The sequence below is a fragment of the Streptomyces sp. NBC_01335 genome (genome assembly GCF_035953295.1).
GTDB lineage: Bacteria > Actinomycetota > Actinomycetes > Streptomycetales > Streptomycetaceae > Streptomyces.
Genome location: NZ_CP108370.1, coordinates 3,073,079 through 3,094,524, shown reverse-complemented (window position 1 = coordinate 3,094,524; position 21,446 = coordinate 3,073,079). Strand labels below are relative to the sequence as shown.

The 21,446-nt window shown below is 72.9% G+C and carries 23 protein-coding genes; 16 read left to right on the top strand and 7 right to left on the bottom strand.

The window, feature by feature from the left end:
* Nucleotides 1–49: 49 nt before the first annotated feature.
* From alr to OG599_RS13125, 4 genes are all read left to right on the top strand, one after another.
* Nucleotides 50–1,189: an alanine racemase gene (alr, locus tag OG599_RS13140; protein WP_327176169.1), complete on the top strand. Its 1,140-nt coding sequence runs from the start codon at nt 50–52 to the stop codon at nt 1,187–1,189.
* Between the two features lie 66 nt (nt 1,190–1,255).
* Nucleotides 1,256–2,470, top strand: coding sequence for an alpha/beta fold hydrolase (locus OG599_RS13135; RefSeq protein WP_327176168.1), 1,215 nt, complete (start codon nt 1,256–1,258; stop codon nt 2,468–2,470).
* 1 nt (nt 2,471) lies between these two features.
* Nucleotides 2,472–3,014, top strand: coding sequence for a tRNA (adenosine(37)-N6)-threonylcarbamoyltransferase complex ATPase subunit type 1 TsaE (gene tsaE, locus OG599_RS13130; RefSeq protein WP_327176167.1), 543 nt, complete (start codon nt 2,472–2,474; stop codon nt 3,012–3,014).
* Nucleotides 3,015–3,325: 311 nt separating this feature from the next.
* Nucleotides 3,326–3,547, top strand: coding sequence for a hypothetical protein (locus tag OG599_RS13125; protein WP_327176166.1), 222 nt, complete (start codon nt 3,326–3,328; stop codon nt 3,545–3,547).
* Between the two features lie 90 nt (nt 3,548–3,637).
* Here the strand turns inward: OG599_RS13125 and OG599_RS13120 are convergent, their stop codons facing one another.
* Complete coding sequence (locus tag OG599_RS13120) at nt 3,638–4,177, bottom strand: hypothetical protein (protein WP_327180021.1); 540 nt, start codon at nt 4,175–4,177, stop codon at nt 3,638–3,640.
* A gap of 204 nt (nt 4,178–4,381) precedes the next feature.
* On the opposite strand from OG599_RS13120, the gene tsaB reads away from it, so the two are divergent.
* Genes tsaB through OG599_RS13100 form a run of 4 tightly spaced genes read left to right on the top strand, consistent with a single transcriptional unit; the run spans nt 4,382 to nt 6,907 of the window.
* A complete protein-coding gene (gene tsaB, locus OG599_RS13115) occupies nt 4,382–5,032 on the top strand; it encodes a tRNA (adenosine(37)-N6)-threonylcarbamoyltransferase complex dimerization subunit type 1 TsaB (protein ID WP_327180020.1) in 651 nt (216 codons plus the stop codon).
* Nucleotides 5,029–5,520: a ribosomal protein S18-alanine N-acetyltransferase gene (rimI, locus tag OG599_RS13110; RefSeq protein ID WP_327176165.1), complete on the top strand. Its 492-nt coding sequence runs from the start codon at nt 5,029–5,031 to the stop codon at nt 5,518–5,520. The genes tsaB and rimI overlap by 4 nt, the downstream gene beginning before the upstream one ends.
* Before the next feature lie 5 nt (nt 5,521–5,525).
* The gene (gene tsaD / locus OG599_RS13105; protein ID WP_327176164.1) at nt 5,526–6,641 is read left to right on the top strand and encodes a tRNA (adenosine(37)-N6)-threonylcarbamoyltransferase complex transferase subunit TsaD; all 1,116 of its coding nucleotides are present in this window, start codon (nt 5,526–5,528) and stop codon (nt 6,639–6,641) included.
* Nucleotides 6,638–6,907 (top strand): hypothetical protein, encoded by a 270-nt coding sequence (locus OG599_RS13100; RefSeq protein WP_327176163.1) that lies wholly within the window; start codon nt 6,638–6,640, stop codon nt 6,905–6,907. The genes tsaD and OG599_RS13100 overlap by 4 nt, the downstream gene beginning before the upstream one ends.
* Nucleotides 6,908–7,035: 128 nt before the next feature.
* On the opposite strand, the gene OG599_RS13095 is transcribed toward OG599_RS13100, so the two are convergent.
* Nucleotides 7,036–7,758 (bottom strand): SDR family oxidoreductase, encoded by a 723-nt coding sequence (locus OG599_RS13095; protein WP_327176162.1) that lies wholly within the window; start codon nt 7,756–7,758, stop codon nt 7,036–7,038.
* A 49-nt stretch (nt 7,759–7,807) separates the two neighbouring features.
* On the opposite strand from OG599_RS13095, the gene OG599_RS13090 reads away from it, so the two are divergent.
* The 3 genes from OG599_RS13090 (at nt 7,808) to OG599_RS13080 (ending at nt 9,823) form a co-directional block, all read left to right on the top strand.
* Entirely contained in the window at nt 7,808–8,416 is a 609-nt protein-coding gene (locus OG599_RS13090) for a TetR/AcrR family transcriptional regulator (protein WP_327176161.1), read from the top strand.
* 156 nt (nt 8,417–8,572) lie between these two features.
* On the top strand, nt 8,573–9,037 hold the full coding sequence (locus OG599_RS13085; protein WP_327176160.1) for a VOC family protein: 465 nt from the start codon (nt 8,573–8,575) through the stop codon (nt 9,035–9,037).
* Nucleotides 9,038–9,202: 165 nt separating this feature from the next.
* The gene (locus tag OG599_RS13080) at nt 9,203–9,823 is read left to right on the top strand and encodes a hypothetical protein (RefSeq protein WP_327176159.1); all 621 of its coding nucleotides are present in this window, start codon (nt 9,203–9,205) and stop codon (nt 9,821–9,823) included.
* Nucleotides 9,824–9,845: 22 nt separating this feature from the next.
* Here the strand turns inward: OG599_RS13080 and OG599_RS13075 are convergent, their stop codons facing one another.
* Nucleotides 9,846–11,081: a THUMP-like domain-containing protein gene (locus tag OG599_RS13075; protein WP_327176158.1), complete on the bottom strand. Its 1,236-nt coding sequence runs from the start codon at nt 11,079–11,081 to the stop codon at nt 9,846–9,848.
* A 206-nt stretch (nt 11,082–11,287) separates the two neighbouring features.
* Here OG599_RS13075 and OG599_RS13070 point away from each other — a divergent pair, with 206 nt between their 5' ends.
* From OG599_RS13070 to groL, 3 genes are all read left to right on the top strand, one after another.
* A complete protein-coding gene (locus tag OG599_RS13070; protein ID WP_327176157.1) occupies nt 11,288–12,211 on the top strand; it encodes a polysaccharide deacetylase family protein in 924 nt (307 codons plus the stop codon).
* A gap of 345 nt (nt 12,212–12,556) precedes the next feature.
* On the top strand, nt 12,557–12,865 hold the full coding sequence (gene groES, locus OG599_RS13065; protein ID WP_028439209.1) for a co-chaperone GroES: 309 nt from the start codon (nt 12,557–12,559) through the stop codon (nt 12,863–12,865).
* 98 nt (nt 12,866–12,963) lie between these two features.
* Nucleotides 12,964–14,586, top strand: a complete 1,623-nt coding sequence (groL, locus tag OG599_RS13060) for a chaperonin GroEL (protein WP_266705118.1) — start codon at nt 12,964–12,966, stop codon at nt 14,584–14,586.
* A gap of 129 nt (nt 14,587–14,715) precedes the next feature.
* On the opposite strand, the gene OG599_RS13055 is transcribed toward groL, so the two are convergent.
* The gene (locus OG599_RS13055) at nt 14,716–15,489 is read right to left on the bottom strand and encodes an SDR family NAD(P)-dependent oxidoreductase (RefSeq protein ID WP_327176156.1); all 774 of its coding nucleotides are present in this window, start codon (nt 15,487–15,489) and stop codon (nt 14,716–14,718) included.
* A 376-nt stretch (nt 15,490–15,865) separates the two neighbouring features.
* Between OG599_RS13055 and OG599_RS13050 the strand changes: the two genes are divergently transcribed.
* Nucleotides 15,866–16,729 carry a Bax inhibitor-1/YccA family protein gene (locus OG599_RS13050; RefSeq protein ID WP_327176155.1) on the top strand — a complete coding sequence of 288 codons (864 nt, stop codon included), beginning with the start codon at nt 15,866–15,868 and terminating at the stop codon, nt 16,727–16,729.
* A 106-nt stretch (nt 16,730–16,835) separates the two neighbouring features.
* Nucleotides 16,836–17,153 carry a hypothetical protein gene (locus tag OG599_RS13045; RefSeq protein ID WP_327176154.1) on the top strand — a complete coding sequence of 106 codons (318 nt, stop codon included), beginning with the start codon at nt 16,836–16,838 and terminating at the stop codon, nt 17,151–17,153.
* 25 nt (nt 17,154–17,178) lie between these two features.
* Here OG599_RS13045 and OG599_RS13040 read toward each other — a convergent pair whose 3' ends face one another.
* The 3 genes from OG599_RS13040 to OG599_RS13030 form a co-directional block, all read right to left on the bottom strand.
* The gene (locus tag OG599_RS13040) at nt 17,179–18,141 is read right to left on the bottom strand and encodes a hypothetical protein (RefSeq protein WP_327176153.1); all 963 of its coding nucleotides are present in this window, start codon (nt 18,139–18,141) and stop codon (nt 17,179–17,181) included.
* 400 nt (nt 18,142–18,541) lie between these two features.
* Entirely contained in the window at nt 18,542–19,762 is a 1,221-nt protein-coding gene (locus OG599_RS13035) for an acetyl-CoA C-acetyltransferase (RefSeq protein WP_327176152.1), read from the bottom strand.
* 394 nt (nt 19,763–20,156) lie between these two features.
* A complete protein-coding gene (locus OG599_RS13030) occupies nt 20,157–21,338 on the bottom strand; it encodes an SGNH/GDSL hydrolase family protein (protein ID WP_327180019.1) in 1,182 nt (393 codons plus the stop codon).
* Between the last annotated feature and the right edge of the window lie 108 nt (nt 21,339–21,446).

Sequence of the window (21,446 nt, the reverse complement as noted above, 5' to 3'; positions counted from 1 at the left end):
TCCCGGGTGCCGACCTGGGAGAGCCGCCGACCTGAGACACTGGGCCGCGATGAACGAGAAAGCGTCCTTGAGAGCCCGGGCCGAGATCGACCTCGCCGCACTCCGCGCCAACGTGCGCGAGCTGCGCGCGCGGGCGGGCGGCGCCCAGCTCATGGCCGTGGTGAAGTCCGACGCCTACGGCCACGGCGCCGTGCCCTGCGCGCGCGCCGCGCTCGAAGCCGGCGCGACCTGGCTCGGCACCGCCACCCCGCAGGAGGCCCTGGCCCTGCGCGCGGCCGGTCTCGACTCCCGGATCATGTGCTGGCTGTGGACGCCCGGCGGCCCCTGGCGCGAGGCGATCGAGGCCGACGTCGACGTCTCCGTCAGCGGCCTGTGGGCGCTGCGCGAGGTCGTCGCCGCCGCCGCGGAGGCCGGCAGGACGGCCCGTATCCACCTGAAGGCCGACACCGGCCTCGGCCGCAACGGCTGCCAGCCCGCCGACTGGCCCGAGCTGGTCGCCGAGGCCCGTACCGCCGAGGAGAGCGGGGCCGTCCGCGTCACCGGCCTCTGGTCCCACTTCGCCTGCGCCGACGAGCCCGGCCACCCCTCGATCGCCGCCCAGCTCACGGTCTTCCGCGACATGGTGGCGCACGCGGAGAAGGCCGGCGTGGAGCCCGAGGTCCGGCACATCGCCAACTCCCCGGCCACCCTGACCGTGCCGGAGTCCCACTTCGACCTGGTGCGCACCGGGATCGCCATGTACGGCATCTCGCCCAGCCCCGAGCTGGGCACCCCCGCCGACTTCGGGCTCCGCCCGGTGATGACGCTCGCCGCCTCGGTCGCCCTGGTCAAGCAGGTCCCCGCAGGACACGGCATCAGCTACGGCCACCACTACACGACCCCGGCCGAGACCACCCTCGCCCTGGTGCCCCTCGGGTACGCCGACGGCATCCCGCGCCACGCCTCCGGGCGAGGCCCGGTACTCGTCGCGGGACGGGTGCGGACGATCGCCGGCCGGGTCGCGATGGACCAGTTCGTCGTGGACCTGGAGGGCGACCTCACCGAACCGGGCGCCGAGGCGGTGCTCTTCGGTCCGGGCGACCGGGGCGAGCCGACCGCAGAGGACTGGGCGGTGGCGGCGGACACCATCGCGTACGAGATCGTCACCAGGATCGGTACGCGGGTCCCCCGGGTACACGTCGGCGCGTAGCGGCGGCCACGCCGCACGGCACCACCGACGAGCACGGACCACGACCACGGACGAGGAGCGGGCACGGTGAGCGACAGCAGCGCGGGAGCCGCGGGAGACGTGGTGGCCGCGGCTGCCGCGGCCACGGCGGGCGGATGGCGCCGGGCCGGGTTCGCCGGGGCCGCCATAGGGGTGCTCGCGGCCGGTGCGGCCGCCGGGGTCGCCGTGGAGCGCCTGACGGTCGGCCGGGGCATGCGGAAGAAGGCGCGCCTCGCGCTGGACGCCTCCGGGCCGTACGGCGCGCTGCGCGGCACCCCCGGCCAGGCGGTCGCCGACGACGGCACCGCGCTGTACTACGAGATCGACGAGGCCGAGCCGGCGGCCGCCGGGAACGGCGGCTCCACCGGTCCGCGCAAGCGCCGCCTCTTCGGCCGCAAGTCCCCGGGCCCCGTCACCGTCGTCTTCAGCCACGGCTACTGCCTCGCCCAGGACTCCTGGCACTTCCAGCGGGCGGCCCTGCGCGGGCTGGTCCGTACGGTCCACTGGGACCAGCGCAGCCACGGCCGGTCCGCGCGCGGCCGGGCCCAGGCCGACGGAGTGCCGGTCACCATCGACCAGCTGGGCCGGGACCTGAAGGCGGTCATCGACGCGGCGGCCCCCGAGGGGCGCCTGGTGCTGGTCGGGCACTCGATGGGCGGCATGACGATGATGGCGCTGGCCGACCAGTACCCGGAACTCGTCCGCGACCGGGTCGCCGCCGCCGCGTTCGTCGGCACCTCCAGCGGCCGGCTCGGCGAGGTCAGCTTCGGGCTGCCGGTCGCGGGCGTCAACGCGGTGCGCCGGGTGCTCCCCGGGGTGCTGAAGGCGCTCGGTACGCAGACGGAGCTGGTGGAGCGGGGCCGCCGGGCCACCGCGGACCTCTTCGCGAGCCTGATCAAGCGGTACTCGTTCGGTTCCCGGGACGTGGACCCGGCGGTCGCCCGGTTCGCCGAGCGGCTCATCGAGGCGACCCCCATCGACGTCGTCGCGGAGTTCTATCCGGCGTTCACCGAGCACGACAAGAGTGCCGCGCTGCCCGTCTTCCGGGACATGCCGGTGCTGATCCTGGCGGGCGACAAGGACCTGGTCACGCCCAGTTCGCACAGCGAGGCCATCGCCGACGTGCTGCCCGACGCGGAGCTGGTCATCGTGCCGGACGCGGGCCATCTGGTGATGCTGGAACACCCCGAGACGGTGACCGACCGGCTCGCGGACCTGCTGGTGCGGATCGGAGCCGTACCGGCTCCGACTAACGTGGGCTGACATGGAAGCACCGCACAACGGCCCGGCCGCCGAGATCGCGGCGGCCCCGGACGCCGTCACCGTACGCATCGCCGTCGAGTCACCCGAGCAGATGACGGAGCTCGGCCGCGAGCTGGCCGGGCTGCTGGCCCCCGGCGACCTGGTGATGCTCACCGGCGAGCTCGGCGCCGGGAAGACGACCCTGACCCGGGGCCTCGGCGAGGGACTCGGGGTGCGGGGCGCCGTCACGTCCCCCACCTTCGTGATCGCCCGCGTCCACCCCCCGCTGGGCGACGGGCCCGCCCTGGTCCACGTCGACGCCTACCGCCTGGGCGGCGGGCTCGACGAGATGGAGGACCTGGACCTCGACGTGTCGCTGCCGGACTCGGTGGTGGTCGTGGAGTGGGGCGACGGCAAGGTCGAGGAGCTCTCCGACGACCGGCTCCACGTGGTCATCGACCGCGCCACCGGCGACACCGACGACGACCGGCGCGAGGTGACCCTCGCGGGGGTCGGGGCGCGCTGGGCGGACCTGCGGACCCGTATCGGCGGGCACGGGGCCTGATTCCTCCGGCCTGATCACCCCGTGCCTCCGGTTTCCTTCCGGCCTGACGTTCGCCCGGCCTGATTCCTCCCGGCCTCTGATTTCCTCCCGGCCCGATTCCGGCACACCGCTGCGGGGCGTCTTCCCTTCGGGGAGGCGCCCCGCAGGCGTGTCCGGGGGTGGGGCGAGGGCGAAGGGAAGACGGGTTCCCGGGTGGTTTCCGACAAGCTGTCGGTAAAATGTTGCGCAGACGGCCCCGCCCGTGGTGGTATGGGGTGGCGAACTGGTTAGGTATACCTAACTACTCCTCCAGCGGAGCCCAGGAGGCATCCATGCCGACGCCCGAGCGAGAAGTCCGGTACCCGTCCCCCTCCGGGGTGCCGATGAAGGATCTGCTCGCGTCGTGTGCGGCGGCCAGCGCCGTGTCGACCCCGCCGTCCGAGGCACCCGCGGCGCGTGCGGCCGACGACGGCGACGCGCTGAACGAGGACGACACCGAGCTCTCGGCCACGGTGCACGGCATCAGGCCGCCCGCGCAGCGCGAAGCGGCCTGAGGTCGGCGGAAGCGGGAAGCGGCCTGATCCCGGCGGAAGGCCGGACGGCCGAGCCGGACGGCCGAGCCGGACGGCCGGAGGGAAGCCCGTCTACCGGACGACGACGACCTTCACGGCGACCGTGGCGAACGACCACATCGCGTCGGCGTCCGCACGCTTCATCCGCACCCCACCGGTCTTCAGCGTCGGGTCCGGAGTCGGCAGCGAGCCGTCCTGCGCCGCGCTGAAGCCGATCACCGTGTCGTCCACCTCGGCGAACCGCACCACGTGCTCGATCGGCACGCCGTCCGAGCCGGTCACCGAGCCGGTGCGGGAGAAGACCGCGTACGAACCCGGCTTGGGGCTGACGCTGCTCGGCACCACCGTGAACGTCCGCGACGCCTTGCCGTCCTCGCCGACCAGCCACACCCGCCGCTCCTTGAGCGCGTACACGACCCGGAGGCCGCTCCCGGAGCCGGTCGGCACCGTCAGCGGGTCGACCTTGGGGGCTGACGGCTTCGCGGACGGCTTCGCGGACGCGGAGGCGGAGGCGCTCGTCGAGGGGGCGGCCACCGAGTCCGGGGCGTTCGCCGACGCCTGGTAAGCGAGGAATGCGACCGCCACGACGGCCGCCGCAGTGAGCCCGGCCACGATTCCCGAGCTGCCCCTTGCCACCTGAGCTCCCCTTTCGCATGCGGTCCGCCGCATGCCGCCTGTCACATGTCGTACAAGGTTTACGTCGTACTCGTGTATCCCGGGTGACGGTAGCAGCAGCCACGGGGCGTACCGGGACGACGTACGGGCGCGATGCCCCGGTCGCCGGAGCCGTAGGCTGTTTGCGTGCTCTTGCTCGCCATGGATACCGCCACCCCCGCCGTCACCGTCGCCCTCCACGACGGCACCTCCGTCGTCGCGGAGTCGGGCCAGGTGGACGCCCGACGCCACGGGGAGCTGCTGCTCCCCACCGTCGACCGCGTCCTCGCCGAGGCCGGAACCACCCTCGACGCCGTGACCGGCATCGTCGTCGGCGTCGGCCCCGGCCCCTACACCGGGCTGCGCGTCGGCCTGGTGACCGCCGCGACCTTCGCCTCCGCGCTCTCCGTCCCCGTGCACGGACTGTGCACCCTGGACGGACTCGCGTACGCCGCCGGGGAGGAAGCCGGGATCACCGGCCCCTTCGCGGTCGCCACGGACGCCCGCCGCAAGGAGGTCTACTGGGCGCGGTACGCGGACCCCCGCACCCGGACCGGCGGCCCCTCCGTCGACCGGCCGGCCGACATCGCCGAGGAGCTGGCCGGCCTCCCCGTCGTCGGCGCCGGAGCGGTGCTCTACCCCGATTCCTTCCCCGACGCGCGCGGCCCCGAGCACGTCTCGGCCGGGGCGCTCGCCGCGCTCGCCGCCGAACGTCTCGCCGCGGGCGAGAAGCTGCTCGACCCGCAGCCGCTCTACCTCCGCAGGCCCGACGCGCAGGTCCCGAAGAACTACAAGGTGGTCACCCCGAAGTGACCGTCCCGACCGCTGAACTGCGTGAGATGCGCTGGTGGGACATCGAACCGGTGCTGGAGCTCGAACACGAGCTCTTCCCCGACGACGCCTGGTCGGCCGGGATGTTCTGGTCCGAGCTCGCGCACGCCCGGGGCCCGCACGCCACCCGGCGCTACGTCGTCGCCGAGGAACCGGCCACCGGGCGGATCGTCGGCTACGCCGGACTCGCCGCCGCCGGGGACCTCGCCGACGTACAGACCATCGGCGTCACCCGCGACCACTGGGGCGGCGGCCTCGGCTCGGAACTCCTCACCGACCTGCTGAAGCACGCCACCGCCTTCGAATGCGCCACCGTGCTGCTCGAAGTCCGGGTCGACAACACCCGCGCCCAGAAGCTCTACGAACGCTTCGGCTTCGAGCCGATCGGCTTCCGGCGCGGCTACTACCAGCCGGGCAACATCGACGCACTCGTCATGCGCCTCCACGTACAAGGAACAGAGAATGGCTGATGGCAATGGCTGACGAACCGCTCGTACTCGGCATCGAGACCTCCTGCGACGAGACCGGCGTCGGCATCGTGCGCGGCACCACCCTCCTCGCCGACGCCGTCGCGTCCAGCGTGGACACCCACGCCCGCTTCGGCGGAGTCGTCCCGGAGATCGCCTCCCGCGCCCACCTGGAGGCGATGGTCCCCACCATCGAGCGCGCCCTCAAGGACGCCGGGGTCAGCGCCCGGGACCTCGACGGCATCGCCGTCACCGCCGGTCCGGGCCTCGCCGGAGCGCTCCTCGTCGGCGTCTCGGCCGCCAAGGCGTACGCGTACGCGCTGAACAAGCCGCTCTACGGCGTCAACCACCTGGCCTCGCACATCTGCGTCGACCAGCTGGAGCACGGCCCGCTGCCCGAGCCGACGATGGCCCTGCTGGTCAGCGGCGGCCACTCCTCGCTGCTGCTCGCTCCCGACATCACCAGCGACGTACGGCCGCTGGGCGCCACCATCGACGACGCGGCGGGCGAGGCCTTCGACAAGATCGCCCGTGTGCTGGACCTCGGCTTCCCCGGCGGCCCGGTCATCGACCGGCTGGCCAGGGAGGGCGACCCCAAGGCCATCGCGTTCCCGCGCGGCCTGACCGGCTCCCGCGACCCCGCGTACGACTTCTCCTTCTCCGGCCTCAAGACCTCGGTCGCCCGCTGGATCGAGGCGAAGCGCGCGGCCGGCGAGGAGGTGCCGGTACGCGACGTGGCGGCGTCCTTCCAGGAGGCCGTGGTCGACGTGCTCACCCGCAAGGCCGTCCGCGCCTGCAAGGACGAGGGCGTCGACCACCTGATGATCGGCGGCGGTGTCGCGGCCAACTCCCGGCTCCGCGCGCTGGCCCAGGAACGCTGCGAGCGCGCCGGAATCCGGCTCCGGGTGCCCCGCCCCGGACTCTGCACCGACAACGGCGCGATGGTCGCCGCCCTCGGCGCCGAGATGGTCGCCCGCAACCGGCCCGCCTCCGACTGGGAGCTGTCCGCCGACTCCTCGCTGCCGGTGACCGACCCGCACGTACCGGGCACCCGGCACGATCACGGTCACACCCACGATCACGACCACGTGCACGAGATCAGCAAGGACAACCTGTACTCATGACCGTCGCACTGATGTGGGAGGCCCGTGCCGTCGACGGGCGGGGTACGGAACTGCTGGAGTGGGCCCGCGCCCGGGCCGGCGAACTCGCCCGCACCCCGCTCCGCACCGAACTGCTGCGCGCCCCGAAGGACCGGGTGCTGGTGATCACCTGGTGGCCGGGGGAGTACGGCGACCAGCTGCCGGAACTCCCCGAGCCGGACGAGCGGCTGATCACCCGCGCGGTGCACCGGTGGCGCTTCGAGTCGCTGGGGCCGGTCGACTCCTGAGGCCCTGAGCCGCCGGCGCGCGCCCCCGCCCGGTGGGCCGGAGGCGCGCGCCGCGACGACCGGCCACCCGCCGCCGCTTCTCCGCGCAGGGTCACCGGGCGGGTCTACGCCAGGGGCACCAGACGGGTCTACGGCAGGGTCACCAGGCGGGCGCCGCCGTCCGCCTCCAGGACCGTGCCGGTGAGGTTGGCGTTGGTCGCGGCGAGGACCACCACCTCGGCCACCTCCTCGGCCGTCGCCACGTGCCGGACCGGCAGCACGGCGGCGGTCCGGGCGAAGTACTCCTGCCGCGCCTCCTCGGGCAGCCCGCTCCACCAGGGGGTGTCGACCAGCCCCGGGGAGACGGCGTTCACGCGGATCGGGGCGAGCTCCGCCGCCAGCGGCCGGACCAGGGACTCGATCGCGCCGTTGACCGCGGCCAGGCCCGCCGTCCCGGGCATGCCGGTCCGCGCGGAGATGGCGCTGATCAGGGTGATCGAGCCCTGCGGGGCCAGATGCGGCAGCACCGCCTGGACGGTGGTGACATGCGGCCAGAACTTGGCCTCGAAGGCCCTGCGCAGAGCGGTCAGGTCCAGGTCGGCGAAGGGCCCCTGCCCCTCACCGCCGCTCGCCGCGAGGACCAGCCGGTCGACGGTGCCGATGGACTCGGCGACCGCCCGGATCTCGTCGGCCCGGCCGGCGTCGGCCCGGTGCCCGACGATTCCGGGATTGGCGGCGAGGACCTCGTCCAGCCGCTCCTTGTCGCGCCCGACGATGTGCACCGTCGTGCCGCGCTCCGCGAGCAGGCGGGCCGTGGCCAGTCCGATTCCGGACGTTCCCCCGACCACCAGGGCTGTGTGCTGGGAGGACATGAATGCATCTCCTTATTTCGAACCGTGGCGTCTCGTTTAAGCTAGCCCCATGGCCATCGACAAGCAACCCCCTCCCGTGGAACGCCGCGGCCGCAAGCGGAGCGAGGAGAGCCGGGCGGCGATCCTGACCGCCGCCTTCGAGCTGGTCGGCGAGGTCGGCTGGGCGGGCCTGACGATCGAAGGCATCGCGGGCCGTGCCGGCTGCGGCAAGCAGACGATCTACCGCTGGTGGCCCTCCAAGGCCCAGGTGCTCCTCGACGCACTGACGGTCAAGGCCGACCTGCACATCGGCCAGGCGGACCACGGCTCCTACGCCGCCGATCTGCGGGCCTTCCTGACGGACACCTTCACGCTCGGCCGCCAGGATCAGGTCGCCCGCATCCTGTGCGCCCTCATGGCGGAGGCCCAGATCGACGCGGAGTTCGGCGCCACCTTCCGTACGGAATTCCTCCGGCGCAGGCGCGACGCGCTCCAGGCGGTGCTCGACCGGGCCCTCGCCCGGGGCGACCTGCCCGCGCGACCGGCCCCGGCCACCGTGCAGGACCTGGTCTTCGGCGTGCTCTGGTACCGGCTCCTCTCAGCCCACCGGCCCATCGACGAGGCACTCGTCGACGACCTCGCCGCCACCCTGACGGGCGGTGCGCCCGGCGGCCCGTGACCGGCCTGCCCGGGGCCGGGCAGGCGTCCGTACGGGCGGCGGCCCCGCGTGTCCGATGAGTCCGGGGCGCCCGCCGGGTCTACCTTCCAGAGCCCCGGACCGGTGACGAACCCGGGCTCGGGACACCGACCGGCGGGACCCCTGGAGGAGAAGACCATGCAGAAGATCACCCCCTGTCTCTGGTTCGACGGCCGGGCCGCCGAGGCCGCCGACTTCTACGTCTCCGTGTTCGGCGGCGACTCGCGCGTCCTGGAGACCAGCCACTACCCCGAGGGCTCCCCGGGCGAGGCCGGCGCCGTGATGACGGTCCGCTTCCGGCTCGCGGACCAGGAGTACCTCGGCCTCAACGGCGGACCCGCCTTCCACTTCACCGAGGCCCTCTCGCTCTCCGTGGACTGCGCGGACCAGGCCGAGGTGGACCGGCTGTGGACGGCGCTCACCGAGGGCGGCGAAGAGAGCCGGTGCGGCTGGCTCAAGGACAGGTTCGGGCTGTCCTGGCAGATCGTGCCGCGCGCCCTTCCCGACATCCTCGGCGGCCCCGACCGGGACCGCGCCGACCGTGCCATGAAGGCGATGATGGGCATGGGCAAGCTCGACGTGGAGGCGCTGCTCAACGCCTGAGAGCGGGCCGAGGCCGAGGCGCTGCTCACCGCCTGACGGTGGACTCGGCGATCGGTGACCTGCGGCCCCGCAACCGGTCCCCGCGCGCCGGAGGTTCGCCTCCGGAGGCCGGTAATCACCCTGGGGCGTAAGCCCGTTGCCGACCGGGTCGGTAGGGTCGGCGCCATGCCTTCCAGAGCCCCGCTGCCCCCGCCTCCGCCGCCCGCGGAGGTCCGGTCCTGGCCGGACCGGTCCTCCCTGCTCGCCGACCGGGCCGAGGTCCTCGGCGGGCTGGTGAGGCTGCACGTCGGCGGCGGGCGGCTCGCCCTCCTCCTGACCTGGGGCGGGCTCGCCGCCCTCGGCTGGGCGCTCATCGGTACGGCGATGATCTTCTTCGAGGAGTCCCTCGACCCGATCAGCGACCTGATCGCGGTCGTCACCCTTTTTGCCGGCCTCGCCGTGCTCGTACCGGCGGCCGTGTTCCTCGGCCTCGACATCGCGCGGGCCCGCAAGGTCCGTGCGCTGCTGGCCGGCTGGGGCGCGCTCGACAGCGACCCCGACCTGGACGGGCCGCTGCGGAGGCCCGGGCTCGCGCTCGCCTGGCTGCTGCTCTCCTACGCCCTGTGCGCCGCCGGCCTCTTCGCCTGCTTCGCCGTCCCGGCGGCGGCCACGCCGGGCGAGGACCCGTACGGCCTGGTGGTTCTCGGGATGGGGACCGGCCTCTGCGCGTGGATCACCGGACTGACCGGCGCGGTCACCGCGGTCGCGCACCGCCGCTGGGTGGTGCGGGTGCTGGGCCGCGTCTGACCCTGCGCGTCCGGTGGGCCGATCAGCCCACCGGCCGGAAGGGGCGGCCGATCAGCATGGTCGGGGCGCCGGCGACCCGGGTCAGCAGGACCGTCGCGGAGTTCGGCCCCGCGAGCTTCATCCGGCGGCGCACCTCCTCCGGCTCCACCGCCGAACCCCGCTTCTTCACCGTCAGCACCCCCACCTCCCGCTCCCGCAGCAGCGCCTTCAACCGCTTCATGTTGAACGGGAGCTGGTCGGTGATCTCGTACGCGGAGGTGTACGGGGAGGAGTACGGCTCGTCGCTGGTGACGTAGGCGATCGTCTCGTCGATCAGCCGCCCGTCGCACCGGGCCACGATGTCGGCGACCAGGCTGGCGCGGATCACCGCGCCGTCCGGCTCGTACAGATACCGGCCGACCGGGCCCACCGGCGGGGCCGGCAGCGGGGAGCGGGTGGCGAGGGTGGCGCCGGACGGCAGCAGGGTCGCCCGGTAGGAACCGGCCTCGAAGCCCTCGCCGTACCAGAGCACCGCCTCCTTCACGTCCCCGCCGTCCGAGATCCACTCGGCCTCGGCCTCCGGGCCGATCGCCTCGTGCGGGATGCCCGGCGCGATCTTCAGGGCCGCCCGCGGGGCCTTCAGCGCGGCGGCGGTCGCCCAGGAGAGCGGCGGCGAGTACGCCTCCGGGTCGAAGATCCGGCCGCGCCCGCCGCGCCGCGCCGGGTCGACGAAGACGGCGTCGTACCCGGCGGTGTCGATGCCGGTCACGTCGGCGCACCGGACCTCGATCAGCCCGCTCAGGCCGAGGGCCTCGGCGTTGGCGCGGGCCACCTCGGCGGTGAGCGGGTCGCGGTCGACGGCCAGCACCGCGATGCCCGCCCGGGCCAGCGCGATCGCGTCGCCGCCGATGCCGCAGCACAGGTCCGCCACCCGCCGCACCCCGCCGAGCGCCGCGAACCGTCCGGCGCGGTACGTGGCGACGGACGTACGGGTCGCCTGCTCGACGCCGTTGGGCGTGAAGAACATCCGGTACGCGTCCTTGGCGCCGAACTTCGCCACCGCCCGCTGCCGCAGCCGGGCCTGCCCCAGTGCGGCCGAGACCAGGTCCGGCGCGTGGTCGCGGCGCAGCCGGGTGGCGGTGGCCAGTTCGCGCGCCGGGTCGTGGTCCCGCAACTCGTCCAGGAGAGCGACGCCTTCGGGCGTACGCAGGGCGGCGAAGGAGGCGAGCGGGTCGGCGGGGCCGTCACCGGCGGGGAGAGGTGCGTTCACCCGTCCCATTGTGGGCCAGCGGGCGGCGCCGGCCGCCCCGGGCTTCACGGCCGGGCCGCCCCGGGCCTCCCGGGGCGTTCGCGCCCCCCCCGGGGCGGGCTGTGCGCCAGGTGGGGGACGCGTCCGGACGGGCGGCGGTGTCGGGACGGGGGGCCGGGGACGGGCTGGCAGGATGCGGCGCCATGCAACCAGTACGACAAAAAGAAAAAAGCACAATGAAGCGGCGCAGATCCGGCACGGTCGTCCTGGCGGCCCTGCTGGGCGCCGCCCTCGCCGCCGGATGCGGCCAGAGCCCCTCCGGCACCGGCCGCCCCTTCCACCAGGGCGCGGCGGGCGCGGGCGGCCGGCCGGCGGCCGGAGCGGCCCCGCAGGCCGGCCCGGCCGGCGCCCTCGTCTCGTACGCCGAACAACTGAAGCGGCGCCAGGCGCAGCGGGTCGCCGTCGCGAAGAAGTGGGGGCTGGCCGAGGTCCCGCTGGCCGCCCCCGCGCCGCCCGTCGAGAAGCCGGAGATCACCAGCCGCGAGGGGTTCGAGGTCGACGACGGCGAGGACCTGCCGCAGGTCTTCACGACCGTCCCCACCGATCAGCGGATCGTCTTCCTCACCATCGACGACGGGGCCGAGAAGGACCCCGAGCTGATCCGGATGATGGACGAGCTGAAGATCCCGTACACCGCCTTCCTCAGCGACTACCTCGCGAGCGAGGACTACGGCTACTTCGCCGCGATGCAGAAGAAGGGCGTCACCCTCAACAACCACACCCTCACCCACCCCTATCTGCCCGGGCTCTCCCACGCCGAGCAGAAGAAGGAGATCTGCGACCAGCAGGACCGGATCGAGAAGCACTTCGGCAAGCGGCCGGTGCTCTTCCGGCCGCCGTACGGCAACTACAACCGCGACACCCTCGTCGTCGCCAAGTCCTGCGGGATCAAGGCCGTGCCGCTGTGGGCGGAGGAGGCGTTCCCCGACCACATGGACTGGCGGGAGTGGGACCGGGACCTGCACCCCGGCGACATCGTCCTCACCCACTTCCAGGGGCCCGCGCAGTGGAAGGGGACCATGGCCGACATGGTCCGCAACGTCATGAAGGTCATCACGGAGAAGGGGTACGCGGTCGCCCGGCTGGAGGACTACGTCTGATCCCCGGCCGGGTGCCGGCCGGAACGGCGCGCACCGCCCCGGCGTTGTTCCGGTGGCCCCCCGACCGGGACCGGGCCGGCACGTGAGCATGGACGCGGCCCCTGGTCGCGCGTCGCCCGGGTGGACCGCCCCGGCGGGCCGGCCGCGCCACGCACGGGTACTGAATTGGCACTCCGCTTGACCGAGTGCTAATCGCGGTCATAGTCTCGGTGCTGGCACTCCCCCCTGGGGAGTGCCAGCAGTACCGCGCGACAGGGCAGGTCCGGCACCCGCGACGACGGATCCGGCCCGGCGCGACCCCAGACTGTTAAACCCCGTGAGATCTCCGAAGGGGGAGACCGGATCGTGTCGACCACCAGCTCCAAGGTTGCGATCAAGCCGCTCGAGGACCGCATTGTGGTCCAGCCGCTCGACGCCGAGCAGACCACGGCTTCCGGCCTGGTCATTCCGGACACCGCCAAGGAGAAGCCCCAGGAGGGCGTCGTCCTGGCCGTGGGCCCGGGCCGCTTCGAGAACGGCGAGCGCCTTCCGCTCGACGTCAAGACCGGCGATGTCGTCCTGTACAGCAAGTACGGCGGCACCGAGGTGAAGTACAACGGCGAGGAGTACCTCGTCCTCTCGGCCCGCGACGTCCTCGCGATCATCGAGAAGTAATTCACCCACATTTGCTGTGTGTTCTGCGCCCCTGGCCCCCTGCGAAATAACAAGCCGGGTGGCGAGGGGCGCAGTTCGTTCGAGAGGGAAAACAGCCCATGGCGAAGATTCTGAAGTTCGACGAGGACGCCCGTCGCGCCCTTGAGCGCGGCGTCAACAAGCTTGCCGACACGGTCAAGGTGACGATCGGCCCCAAGGGCCGCAACGTCGTCATCGACAAGAAGTTCGGCGCGCCCACCATCACCAACGACGGTGTCACCATCGCGCGCGAGGTCGAGCTCGACGACCCGTTCGAGAACCTCGGTGCCCAGCTGGTGAAGGAGGTCGCCACCAAGACCAACGACGTCGCCGGTGACGGCACCACCACCGCCACCGTCCTCGCCCAGGCGCTCGTCCGCGAGGGTCTGCGCAACGTCGCCGCGGGTGCCTCCCCGGCCGCCCTGAAGAAGGGCATCGACGCCGCGGTCAAGGCCGTGTCCGAGGAGCTCCTCGCGACCGCCCGTCCGATCGAGGACAAGTCCGACATCGCCGCCGTGGCCGCGCTCTCCGCGCAGGACCCGCAGGTCGGCGAGCTCATCGCGGACGCGATGGACAAGGTCGGCAAGGACGGTGTCATCACCGTCGAGGAGTCCAACACCTTCGGCCTGGACCTCGAGTTCACCGAGGGCATGGCCTTCGACAAGGGCTACCTGTCCCCGTACATGGTGACCGACCAGGAGCGTATGGAGGCCGTCCTCGACGACCCGTACATCCTGATCCACCAGGGCAAGATCGGCTCGATCCAGGAGCTGCTCCCGCTGCTGGAGAAGGTCATCCAGGCCGGCGGCTCGAAGCCCCTCCTGATCATCGCCGAGGACGTCGAGGGCGAGGCGCTCTCCACCCTCGTCGTCAACAAGATCCGTGGCACCTTCAACGCCGTCGCGGTGAAGGCCCCGGGCTTCGGCGACCGCCGCAAGGCCATGCTCGGCGACATCGCCACCCTCACCGGTGCGACCGTCATCGCCGAGGAGGTCGGCCTCAAGCTCGACCAGGCCGGTCTGGACGTGCTGGGCACCGCCCGCCGCGTGACCGTCTCCAAGGACGACACGACCATCGTCGACGGCGGCGGCGACGCCGGTGACGTCAAGGGCCGCGTCAACCAGATCAAGGCCGAGATCGAGAACACGGACTCCGACTGGGACCGCGAGAAGCTCCAGGAGCGCCTCGCGAAGCTGGCCGGCGGCGTGTGCGTGATCCGCGTCGGTGCCGCCACCGAGGTCGAGCTCAAGGAGAAGAAGCACCGTCTGGAGGACGCCATCTCCGCGACCCGCGCCGCGGTCGAGGAGGGCATCGTCTCCGGCGGTGGCTCTTCCCTCGTCCACGCCGTCAAGGTCCTGGAGGGCAACCTCGGCAAGACCGGCGACGAGGCCACCGGTGTCGCGGTCGTGCGCCGCGCCGCCGTCGAGCCGCTGCGCTGGATCGCCGAGAACGCCGGCCTCGAGGGTTACGTCATCACCTCGAAGGTCTCGGACCTCGACAAGGGCCAGGGCTTCAACGCCGCCACCGGCGAGTACGGCGACCTGATCAAGGCCGGCGTCATCGACCCGGTCAAGGTCACCCGCTCCGCCCTGGAGAACGCCGCGTCCATCGCGTCGCTGCTGCTCACGACCGAGACCCTGGTCGTCGAGAAGCCGGCCGAGGAAGAGGCCGAGGCCGGTCACGGCCACGGACACTCCCACTAGTACGGTCGCTCACCGGCCTCTGGGCCCGTGAGCCGTGCGAGGCCCGGTGCCCCCGTCGCGGGGGCACCGGGCCTCGCCGTTTTCCCGGCGGGGGTGCCGCCGTTCTCCGGGCGGGCCCCGCCGGGCGCCTCACTTCGGGCCGTACTTGCGTCCCGTCCGCGAGGTCATGTCGCCCAGCAGGCTGCGCGGGGTCACCTTCACCAGCCCCATCAGCGCCTTGTACCGGGCGTCCGGCACCGACACCGTCCGGCCCCGCGCCAGGTCGGTGAGGGCGGCGGTCACCAGCTTGTCGACGTCCAGCCACATCCAGCCGGGGATGTTCCCGGTGCCCATCCCGGCCCGCTGGTGGAACTCCGTCCGTACGAAGCCGGGGCAGAGCGCCATCAGCCGCACCCCGGACCCGGCCAGGTCCTTCGCGGCGCCCTGGGTGAACTGGACGACCCACGCCTTCGACGCCCCGTACGTACCGCGGGGGACGAACGCCGCGACCGAGGCGACGTTGACGATCCCGCCCCGGCCCCGCTCGCGCATCCCGGCCGCCGCCGCCGAGGTCAGCCGCAGCACGGCCTCGCAGTGCACCTTCAGCATCGCCAGCTCGTCGTCGAGCGGCACCTCCAGATAGCGGCCCTTGTTGCCGAACCCCGCGTTGTTGACGAGGAGTTCGACCGGATGGTCGCGGTCGCGGAGGCGTTCCTCGACGGCCGCGATCCCGGCGTCCCGGGAGAGGTCGGCGGTGAGCACCGTGGCCTCGATGCCGTGCCGGTCGTGCAGTTCGGTGGCCTGGTCCCGCAGCCGCTCGGTGTCCCGGGCGACCAGCACGAGGTTGTGCCCCTGTCCCGCGAGCCGCCGCGCGAACGCGGCGCCGATGCCCGCCGTCGCGCCGGTAATCAGTGCAGTCGTCATGCGCGGCACGTTAGTGCTCCCGGCCCGCTCTCCGCGCACCCGTCCCACCGCCGCCGGTGCGCGGGACGCGCGGACGGTTGTTGACTCGGGTGGTGTCCGGCGGATCATGGCCGGGCGCCGCACCGGGCCCCCGCGGGTCCCGCGTCAACACCGCGCGCACCGTGACCCACCCGAACGGGTTGTCCCGGCGTCTTCCGGGCAGGGGACCGGAACACGGGAAGGGACAGAGAGACGCGGGGGCGAAGGGGACGGAGCCGGGACGAGGGTGATCCGGCGTTCCGAACCCGTAAAGATCCTCCCTCGGCACGAGGGTGCATCCTTTGCCTACCCATTACTCTTGTCGCAAGGCCACGCTGTGTGGCCATGGAGGAGTGAGATGAGGAGCAGCAACCCGGTCTTCTCGCGACGTGGGTTCAGCCGCGACAGCGGCACCGCGGGGTACGCGGCGCCGCAGGCCGGGGCCACCGCCACGGGTGAGAACCCCTACGCGCAGGGCACCGCCCATCCGTACGCCACCAACCCCTACGCACAGCAGACGCCGCCCGGAGTCCGTTCCGGTGCGATGACCATCGACGACGTCGTCAGCCGCACCGCGATGACGCTCGGCACGGTCGTCGTCGGCGCCGTGCTCGGCTGGTGGCTCATGCCGATCGACGTGGACAACCTCGTCCCGTCGTACACCGTCGCCTCCGTCGCCGCGCTGGTCGGCTTCGTCCTGTCGATGGTCAACACCTTCAAGCGCAACCCGTCGCCCGCGCTGATCCTGGCCTACGCCGTGTTCCAGGGCTTCTTCCTCGGCGTGCTCAGCAACATCGTCAACGCCTACGTCAGCCCGGGCGCCGCGATGCAGGCGGTGCTCGGCACCATGGCCGTGCTCGCCGGTGTGCTGATCGCCTACCGGGCCCGCCTCATCCGGGTGACCCGCCGCTTCTACGGCTTCGTGACGGCCGCCGCGATCGGCTTCGCGATCCTCATGGCCGTCAACCTGATCTTCGCCGTCGTCGGCGGGGGCGACGGCCTCGGCTTCCGCAGCGGTGGGCTCGGCATCCTCTTCGGCATCGTCGCCATCGTGATCGGCGCCTGCATCCTCGCCCTGAACTTCAAGCAGATCGAGGACGGCATCACCTACGGCGCCCCGCGCCAGGAGGCGTGGACGGCCGCCTTCGGCCTCACCGTGACCCTGGTGTGGATCTACATGGAGATCCTGAGGCTCGTCGCGATCCTCAGCAGCGACGACTGATCCGTACCGCCGACTCCGCTCGCGCTGATCCACGGACGGCCCGCAGGCACTGCCTGCGGGCCGTCCGCGTGTGCCGGGGCGGGCGCGGGGCGCGTAGGGTCGCGGAGTGCTTGATACAACCCCCTTGATCACCGCCGTGGACCGTTTCGCCGACCGGCTGCGGGCCGCCCCGCAGAGCCGCCTCCAGCAGGGCACCGCCGCACGGGCGCTGGAGGCCGCGCGGGAGCTGAGCGCCCGCGCGCAGCGCGTGGAGCGGCCCGGGCAGGAGCCGTACACCATGCCGGACGGCGGGATGTTCGGCGTCGGGGACCAGGTGGCCGTCGCCGGCCACGATCTGGCCGTGGCACTGGAAACGGCCTCGCCCGAGGAACTGGACGAGGCCGTGCGGTACGTGACGGAGGCGGCGGCGGAGGCCTTCGCGTAGAGCCCTTCGTTCGGATCGGGCCGGGTCAGAACGAGGCGATGACCCGGTCCGCGAGGATGTAGACGTTGTCCGCGCCGCAGGAGAAGGTCAGCGCGTAGGCGCCGTAGACACCCGAACCGCCCAGCAGGACCGGCTGCTCGCCCGCGCGCAGGGAGTCCGCGAGCCGCTCGGCCGTCTCCCGGTGGCCCGGGGTCATACAGAGCGTGGTGCCGTCGGCGAAGACGTACACGTCCAGGGTCCCGAGCGGACCGGGGCGTACGTCCGTCAGCCCGATGCCCGTGTCGGCGAGCTCCTCCAGGCGGTTCACCGTGCGCTCGTGGTCGGTGATCACCGGCGTCCGGACCGGGACGAAGTCCGGGTGGGACGGGTGACGGCGGCGCGCCGCGGCCAGCTCCGGAGAGTCGTCGGCGAACTCCGCCGCCCCGGGTTCCTCGCCCTGACCGGCCGCCGTACGGGGCTCCGCGGCGTCGCCACGCTCGGCCCGGTCCGCCAGCTCGGCGAACTCCTGCATCGCGTCGGTCACGGCCGAGTCGTCGGGGTGGGAGGGACGGGCCGCGAAGGCGGTGAACGCCGTCTCGTCGGTCTCGTCCGTCTCCTCGGCGTACGGGAAGGTCAGCGCCTCCAGGCCGGCGAAGTCCGCCTGCCGGGGCAGGAAGTACGGGGCGTCCTCGCCCAGCCCGGCCAGTCCGCCCAGCAGCGACGGGGCGTCGGCCGCGTCACGGGCCTCCTGCGCCGCCCAGAAGGCGCGCGCCTCGGCCAGTTCGCGCTCCCGCTCCTCGGCGAGGGCCTCCGACACGGCCGCGCGTATCTCGTCGGCGGGCGCGGCGCCGGTACGGCCCTGCGCCGGCACCGTACGGGCGCGGTCCCTGTCCCGGGAGAGCTCCTCGCGCAGCCCGGCGATCTGCCGGTGCAGCCCGCGGGCGGAGTGCACGGCAGCGGCGCCCACGGCCGTGGCGGCGGCGGTGGTCAGCAACAGGGCAAACGACATGGCGCTCACTGACATACTCCCGGTCTCTATCGATACCCCCGACTTCCTACATCAGCTTGTCCTGTCGCTTCGCTCGTCGTCAGTGCAAAACGTCATGAAGTGGACAGGGCTTTGGTCCCGGCGGATCCGGCCGATCCGTCCTGACCTGCGGAAACGGTGACCTCCGGGGACGCACATCACATCCTGGGACAGATTCGGTCACGGTGCGGGTTCGACGGGGTTCGCCCGTGATCCACGGCGAGCCGCGGCGGGCGCACGCGAAGGGCCGGGCGGAGGGAACCCCTCCGCCCGGCCACGGCCGGGCCGGTGCGGTGGACCGGATCGGGCCGGATCAGGTCAGGTCGGATCGGGCCAGGCCAGGCCAGGCCAGGCCAGGCCAGGCCAGGCCTGATCGGCCTGATCAGCTGAGGCGCTCGATGACCATGGCCATGCCCTGGCCGCCGCCGACACACATGGTCTCCAGGCCGAACTGCTTGTCGTGGAACTGGAGGCTGTTGATCAGGGTGCCGGTGATGCGGGCACCCGTCATGCCGAAGGGGTGGCCGACCGCGATGGCGCCGCCGTTGACGTTGACCTTCTCCAGCGGCAGGCCGAGGTCCCGGTAGGAGGGGATGACCTGGGCGGCGAAGGCCTCGTTGAGCTCGGCGAGGTCGATGTCGTCGATGGTCAGCCCGGCGCGCTTCAGCGCCTGCTTGCTGGCCTCGACCGGCCCGTAACCCATGATCTCGGGGGAGAGGCCGGAGACGCCGGTGGAGACGATCCGGGCGAGCGGGGTCAGGCCCAGCTCGCGCGCCTTGGTGTCGGACATGATCACGAGGGCGGCGGCACCGTCGTTGAGCGGGCAGCAGTTGCCCGCGGTGACCAGGCCGTCGGGGCGGAAGACCGGCTTCAGCCCGGAGACGCCCTCCAGCGTGACGCCCGCGCGCGGGCCGTCGTCCTTCGAGACGACCGTGCCGTCCGGCGTGGTGACGGGGGTGATCTCGCGCTCCCAGAAACCGTTCTTCAGGGCTTCCTCGGCGAGGTTCTGGGACCGTACGCCGAACTCGTCCATCTCCGCGCGGCTGACGCCCCAGGACCGGGCGAGGTTCTCCGCGGTCTGCCCCATCGAGATGTACGCGTCCGGGATCAGCCCGTCCTCGCGCGGGTCGTGCCAGTCGCTGCCGGACTGCTCGGCGCGGGCGGCGGTACGCGCCTCGGCCTCGGCGAAGAGCGGGTTGCGGGTGTCCGGAAGGCTGTCGGAGTTCCCCTTGGCGAAGCGGGAGACCATCTCGACACCGGCCGAGATGAAGACGTCGCCCTCGCCCGCCTTGATGGCGTGCAGCGCCATGCGGCTGGTCTGGAGCGAGGAGGAGCAGTAGCGGGTGACCGTACAGCCCGGCAGGTGGTCCATCCCCATCTGCACGGCGACGACGCGCCCCAGGTTGTTGCCCTGCTCGCCGCCGGGGAGGCCGCAGCCGAGCATCAGGTCGTCGATGTCCCTCGGGTCCAGCTCGGGGACCTTCGCCAGGGCGGTCTGGATGATCGTGGCGGTCAGGTCGTCGGCCCGCAGATCCTTGAGCGACCCCTTGAAGGCGCGGCCGATGGGCGAACGGGCGGCAGAGACGATCACGGCTTCGGGCATCACGCGGCTCCATGGGGAGGGGAAGGCTCAACGACGGTACGGCCGTGGCCGGGCGGGACGCGACCGGACGGCCGGTCGGGCGGCCGGCGGGACCGCCGCCGACGGCGGGCCCCCGCCGGACCGTTCCGGCATCACTGTCTGGGAAGTTACCCGGACGCCAGGCCGGGGTCACCGGCCTGGCCGTGTGATGCGGGCCTCTTTTCTAAGCGCTTGCTCAGTCGGTCTGGGGGGTGGCGGCGGGCCGTTCACACCCGGTTCGTACGCTCCCGTTCGTACGCTCCCGTCCCTACGCTCCCGTCCCTACGCTCCCGTCCCTACGCTCCCGTCCCTACGCTCCCGTCCCTACGCTCCCGTCCGTTCGCTCTGTTCGTACGCCCCCGTCCGCCGCGGCCCCTCACGGGCGCCGACGGGCAGCCCGGGCCTGGGCGTCGGCGTTCGCCCCGGGTGCGACGGGGCCGGAACCGGAACCGTGGGTCGTGTCCGTACCCGGGCTTCGGGGCGTACCGGCTTCCCCGGGCTCCCGTCCGTCCGGCGGGCGCTCCGGTGTGTGCTCCGGTGTGTGGTCCGACGGGTGCTCGGTCGCCCGGCCCGTCGCCCGGTCCGCCGGGTGCGGGTGGGGCTCCGTGTGCGCGGGGAGGCGCCGCCGCCTGCGGTGCTTGAGCAGGGCCCAGGGAGCGCGCGCCCCCGTGACCTCCGTACCGGCCTCGCGGGCCGCCTGCGAAGCGGCCTTCGCCACCGGCAGCATGTCCTCGCGCCGCGAACCGTCGAGGTGGTCCGTCTCCGGCCAGAGCCCGAGCGCCGCGCAGAGCGTCGGGAGCACCGCCATCGACGCCGTGGCGTACCCCTCGGCGGAGGGGTGGTAGTTGTCCGGGCCGAAGAGCTCGCGCGGGTTCGCCTCGAACTCCGGCCCCAGCAGATCGCCCAGCGAGACCGTGCGCCCGCCCTGCTCCACCGCGCCGATCGTCTGCGCCGCCGCCAGCTGCCGGCTGACCCGGCGGGCCAGGTACCGCAGCGGCTGGTAGACCGGCTCGATCGTGCCGAGGTCCGGACAGGTCGCCACGACCACCTCCGCGCCCGCCGTCCGCAGCCTGCGCACGGCGGTGTTCAGACAGCGCACCGACTGCGTGGCGGGCATCCGGTGGGTGACGTCGTTCGCGCCGATCATGATGACGCACACGTCCGGGTGACCGGACGGATCGGCCAGCAGCAGAGCCACCTGCCGCTCCAGATCGTCCGATCTGGCCCCCGGCAGAGCCACGTTGCGCATGTCCACCGGCCGTTCGGCGACCGCCGCGAGCCCCGAGGCGAGCAGCGCCCCCGGTGTCTGACCGGCCCGCCGCACCCCCTGACCGGCCGCCGTGGAGTCGCCGAGGAGAGCAAGCCGGAGCGGGTCGGAGGGACCGGCGAAGGCGACGCCGTACCGCCCGTCCGCACTCGGAGGAACCGGGGCGGTACCGCCGCCCACCTGCCGCTTCGCGAGCTGCACCTCCGCCAGGACGAGGCCGACCGTCGCCGCCCCGATGAGCCCGATGCTGCCGCCGCCGAACGCGGCGCCCGCCGCGATCCGCCGTGCCACTCTTGCCGTCGACACCGTGCGGTCCACCTCCTTCTCGCCACTCAGCCGTACACGTACCTACCTGCCCCGCAGGGGGCTGCGTCCAATCGCTTCGCCCAATGTGGTGCC

Excerpts from the sequence above, each read along its gene's own strand:
- alr (WP_327176169.1), top strand. The coding sequence starts at position 50 with ATGAACGAGAAAGCGTCCTTGAGAGCCCGGGCCGAGATCGACCTCGCC.
- tsaE (WP_327176167.1), top strand. The coding sequence starts at position 2,472 with ATGGAAGCACCGCACAACGGCCCGGCCGCCGAGATCGCGGCGGCCCCG.
- OG599_RS13125 (WP_327176166.1), top strand. The coding sequence starts at position 3,326 with ATGCCGACGCCCGAGCGAGAAGTCCGGTACCCGTCCCCCTCCGGGGTG.
- tsaB (WP_327180020.1), top strand. The coding sequence starts at position 4,382 with ATGGATACCGCCACCCCCGCCGTCACCGTCGCCCTCCACGACGGCACC.
- tsaD (WP_327176164.1), top strand. The coding sequence starts at position 5,526 with ATGGCTGACGAACCGCTCGTACTCGGCATCGAGACCTCCTGCGACGAG.
- OG599_RS13100 (WP_327176163.1), top strand. The coding sequence starts at position 6,638 with ATGACCGTCGCACTGATGTGGGAGGCCCGTGCCGTCGACGGGCGGGGT.
- OG599_RS13095 (WP_327176162.1), bottom strand. The coding sequence starts at position 7,758 with ATGTCCTCCCAGCACACAGCCCTGGTGGTCGGGGGAACGTCCGGAATC.
- OG599_RS13090 (WP_327176161.1), top strand. The coding sequence starts at position 7,808 with ATGGCCATCGACAAGCAACCCCCTCCCGTGGAACGCCGCGGCCGCAAG.
- OG599_RS13085 (WP_327176160.1), top strand. The coding sequence starts at position 8,573 with ATGCAGAAGATCACCCCCTGTCTCTGGTTCGACGGCCGGGCCGCCGAG.
- OG599_RS13080 (WP_327176159.1), top strand. The coding sequence starts at position 9,203 with ATGCCTTCCAGAGCCCCGCTGCCCCCGCCTCCGCCGCCCGCGGAGGTC.
- OG599_RS13075 (WP_327176158.1), bottom strand. The coding sequence starts at position 11,081 with ATGGGACGGGTGAACGCACCTCTCCCCGCCGGTGACGGCCCCGCCGAC.
- OG599_RS13070 (WP_327176157.1), top strand. The coding sequence starts at position 11,288 with ATGAAGCGGCGCAGATCCGGCACGGTCGTCCTGGCGGCCCTGCTGGGC.
- groL (WP_266705118.1), top strand. The coding sequence starts at position 12,964 with ATGGCGAAGATTCTGAAGTTCGACGAGGACGCCCGTCGCGCCCTTGAG.
- OG599_RS13055 (WP_327176156.1), bottom strand. The coding sequence starts at position 15,489 with ATGACGACTGCACTGATTACCGGCGCGACGGCGGGCATCGGCGCCGCG.
- OG599_RS13050 (WP_327176155.1), top strand. The coding sequence starts at position 15,866 with ATGAGGAGCAGCAACCCGGTCTTCTCGCGACGTGGGTTCAGCCGCGAC.
- OG599_RS13040 (WP_327176153.1), bottom strand. The coding sequence starts at position 18,141 with ATGTCGTTTGCCCTGTTGCTGACCACCGCCGCCGCCACGGCCGTGGGC.
- OG599_RS13035 (WP_327176152.1), bottom strand. The coding sequence starts at position 19,762 with ATGCCCGAAGCCGTGATCGTCTCTGCCGCCCGTTCGCCCATCGGCCGC.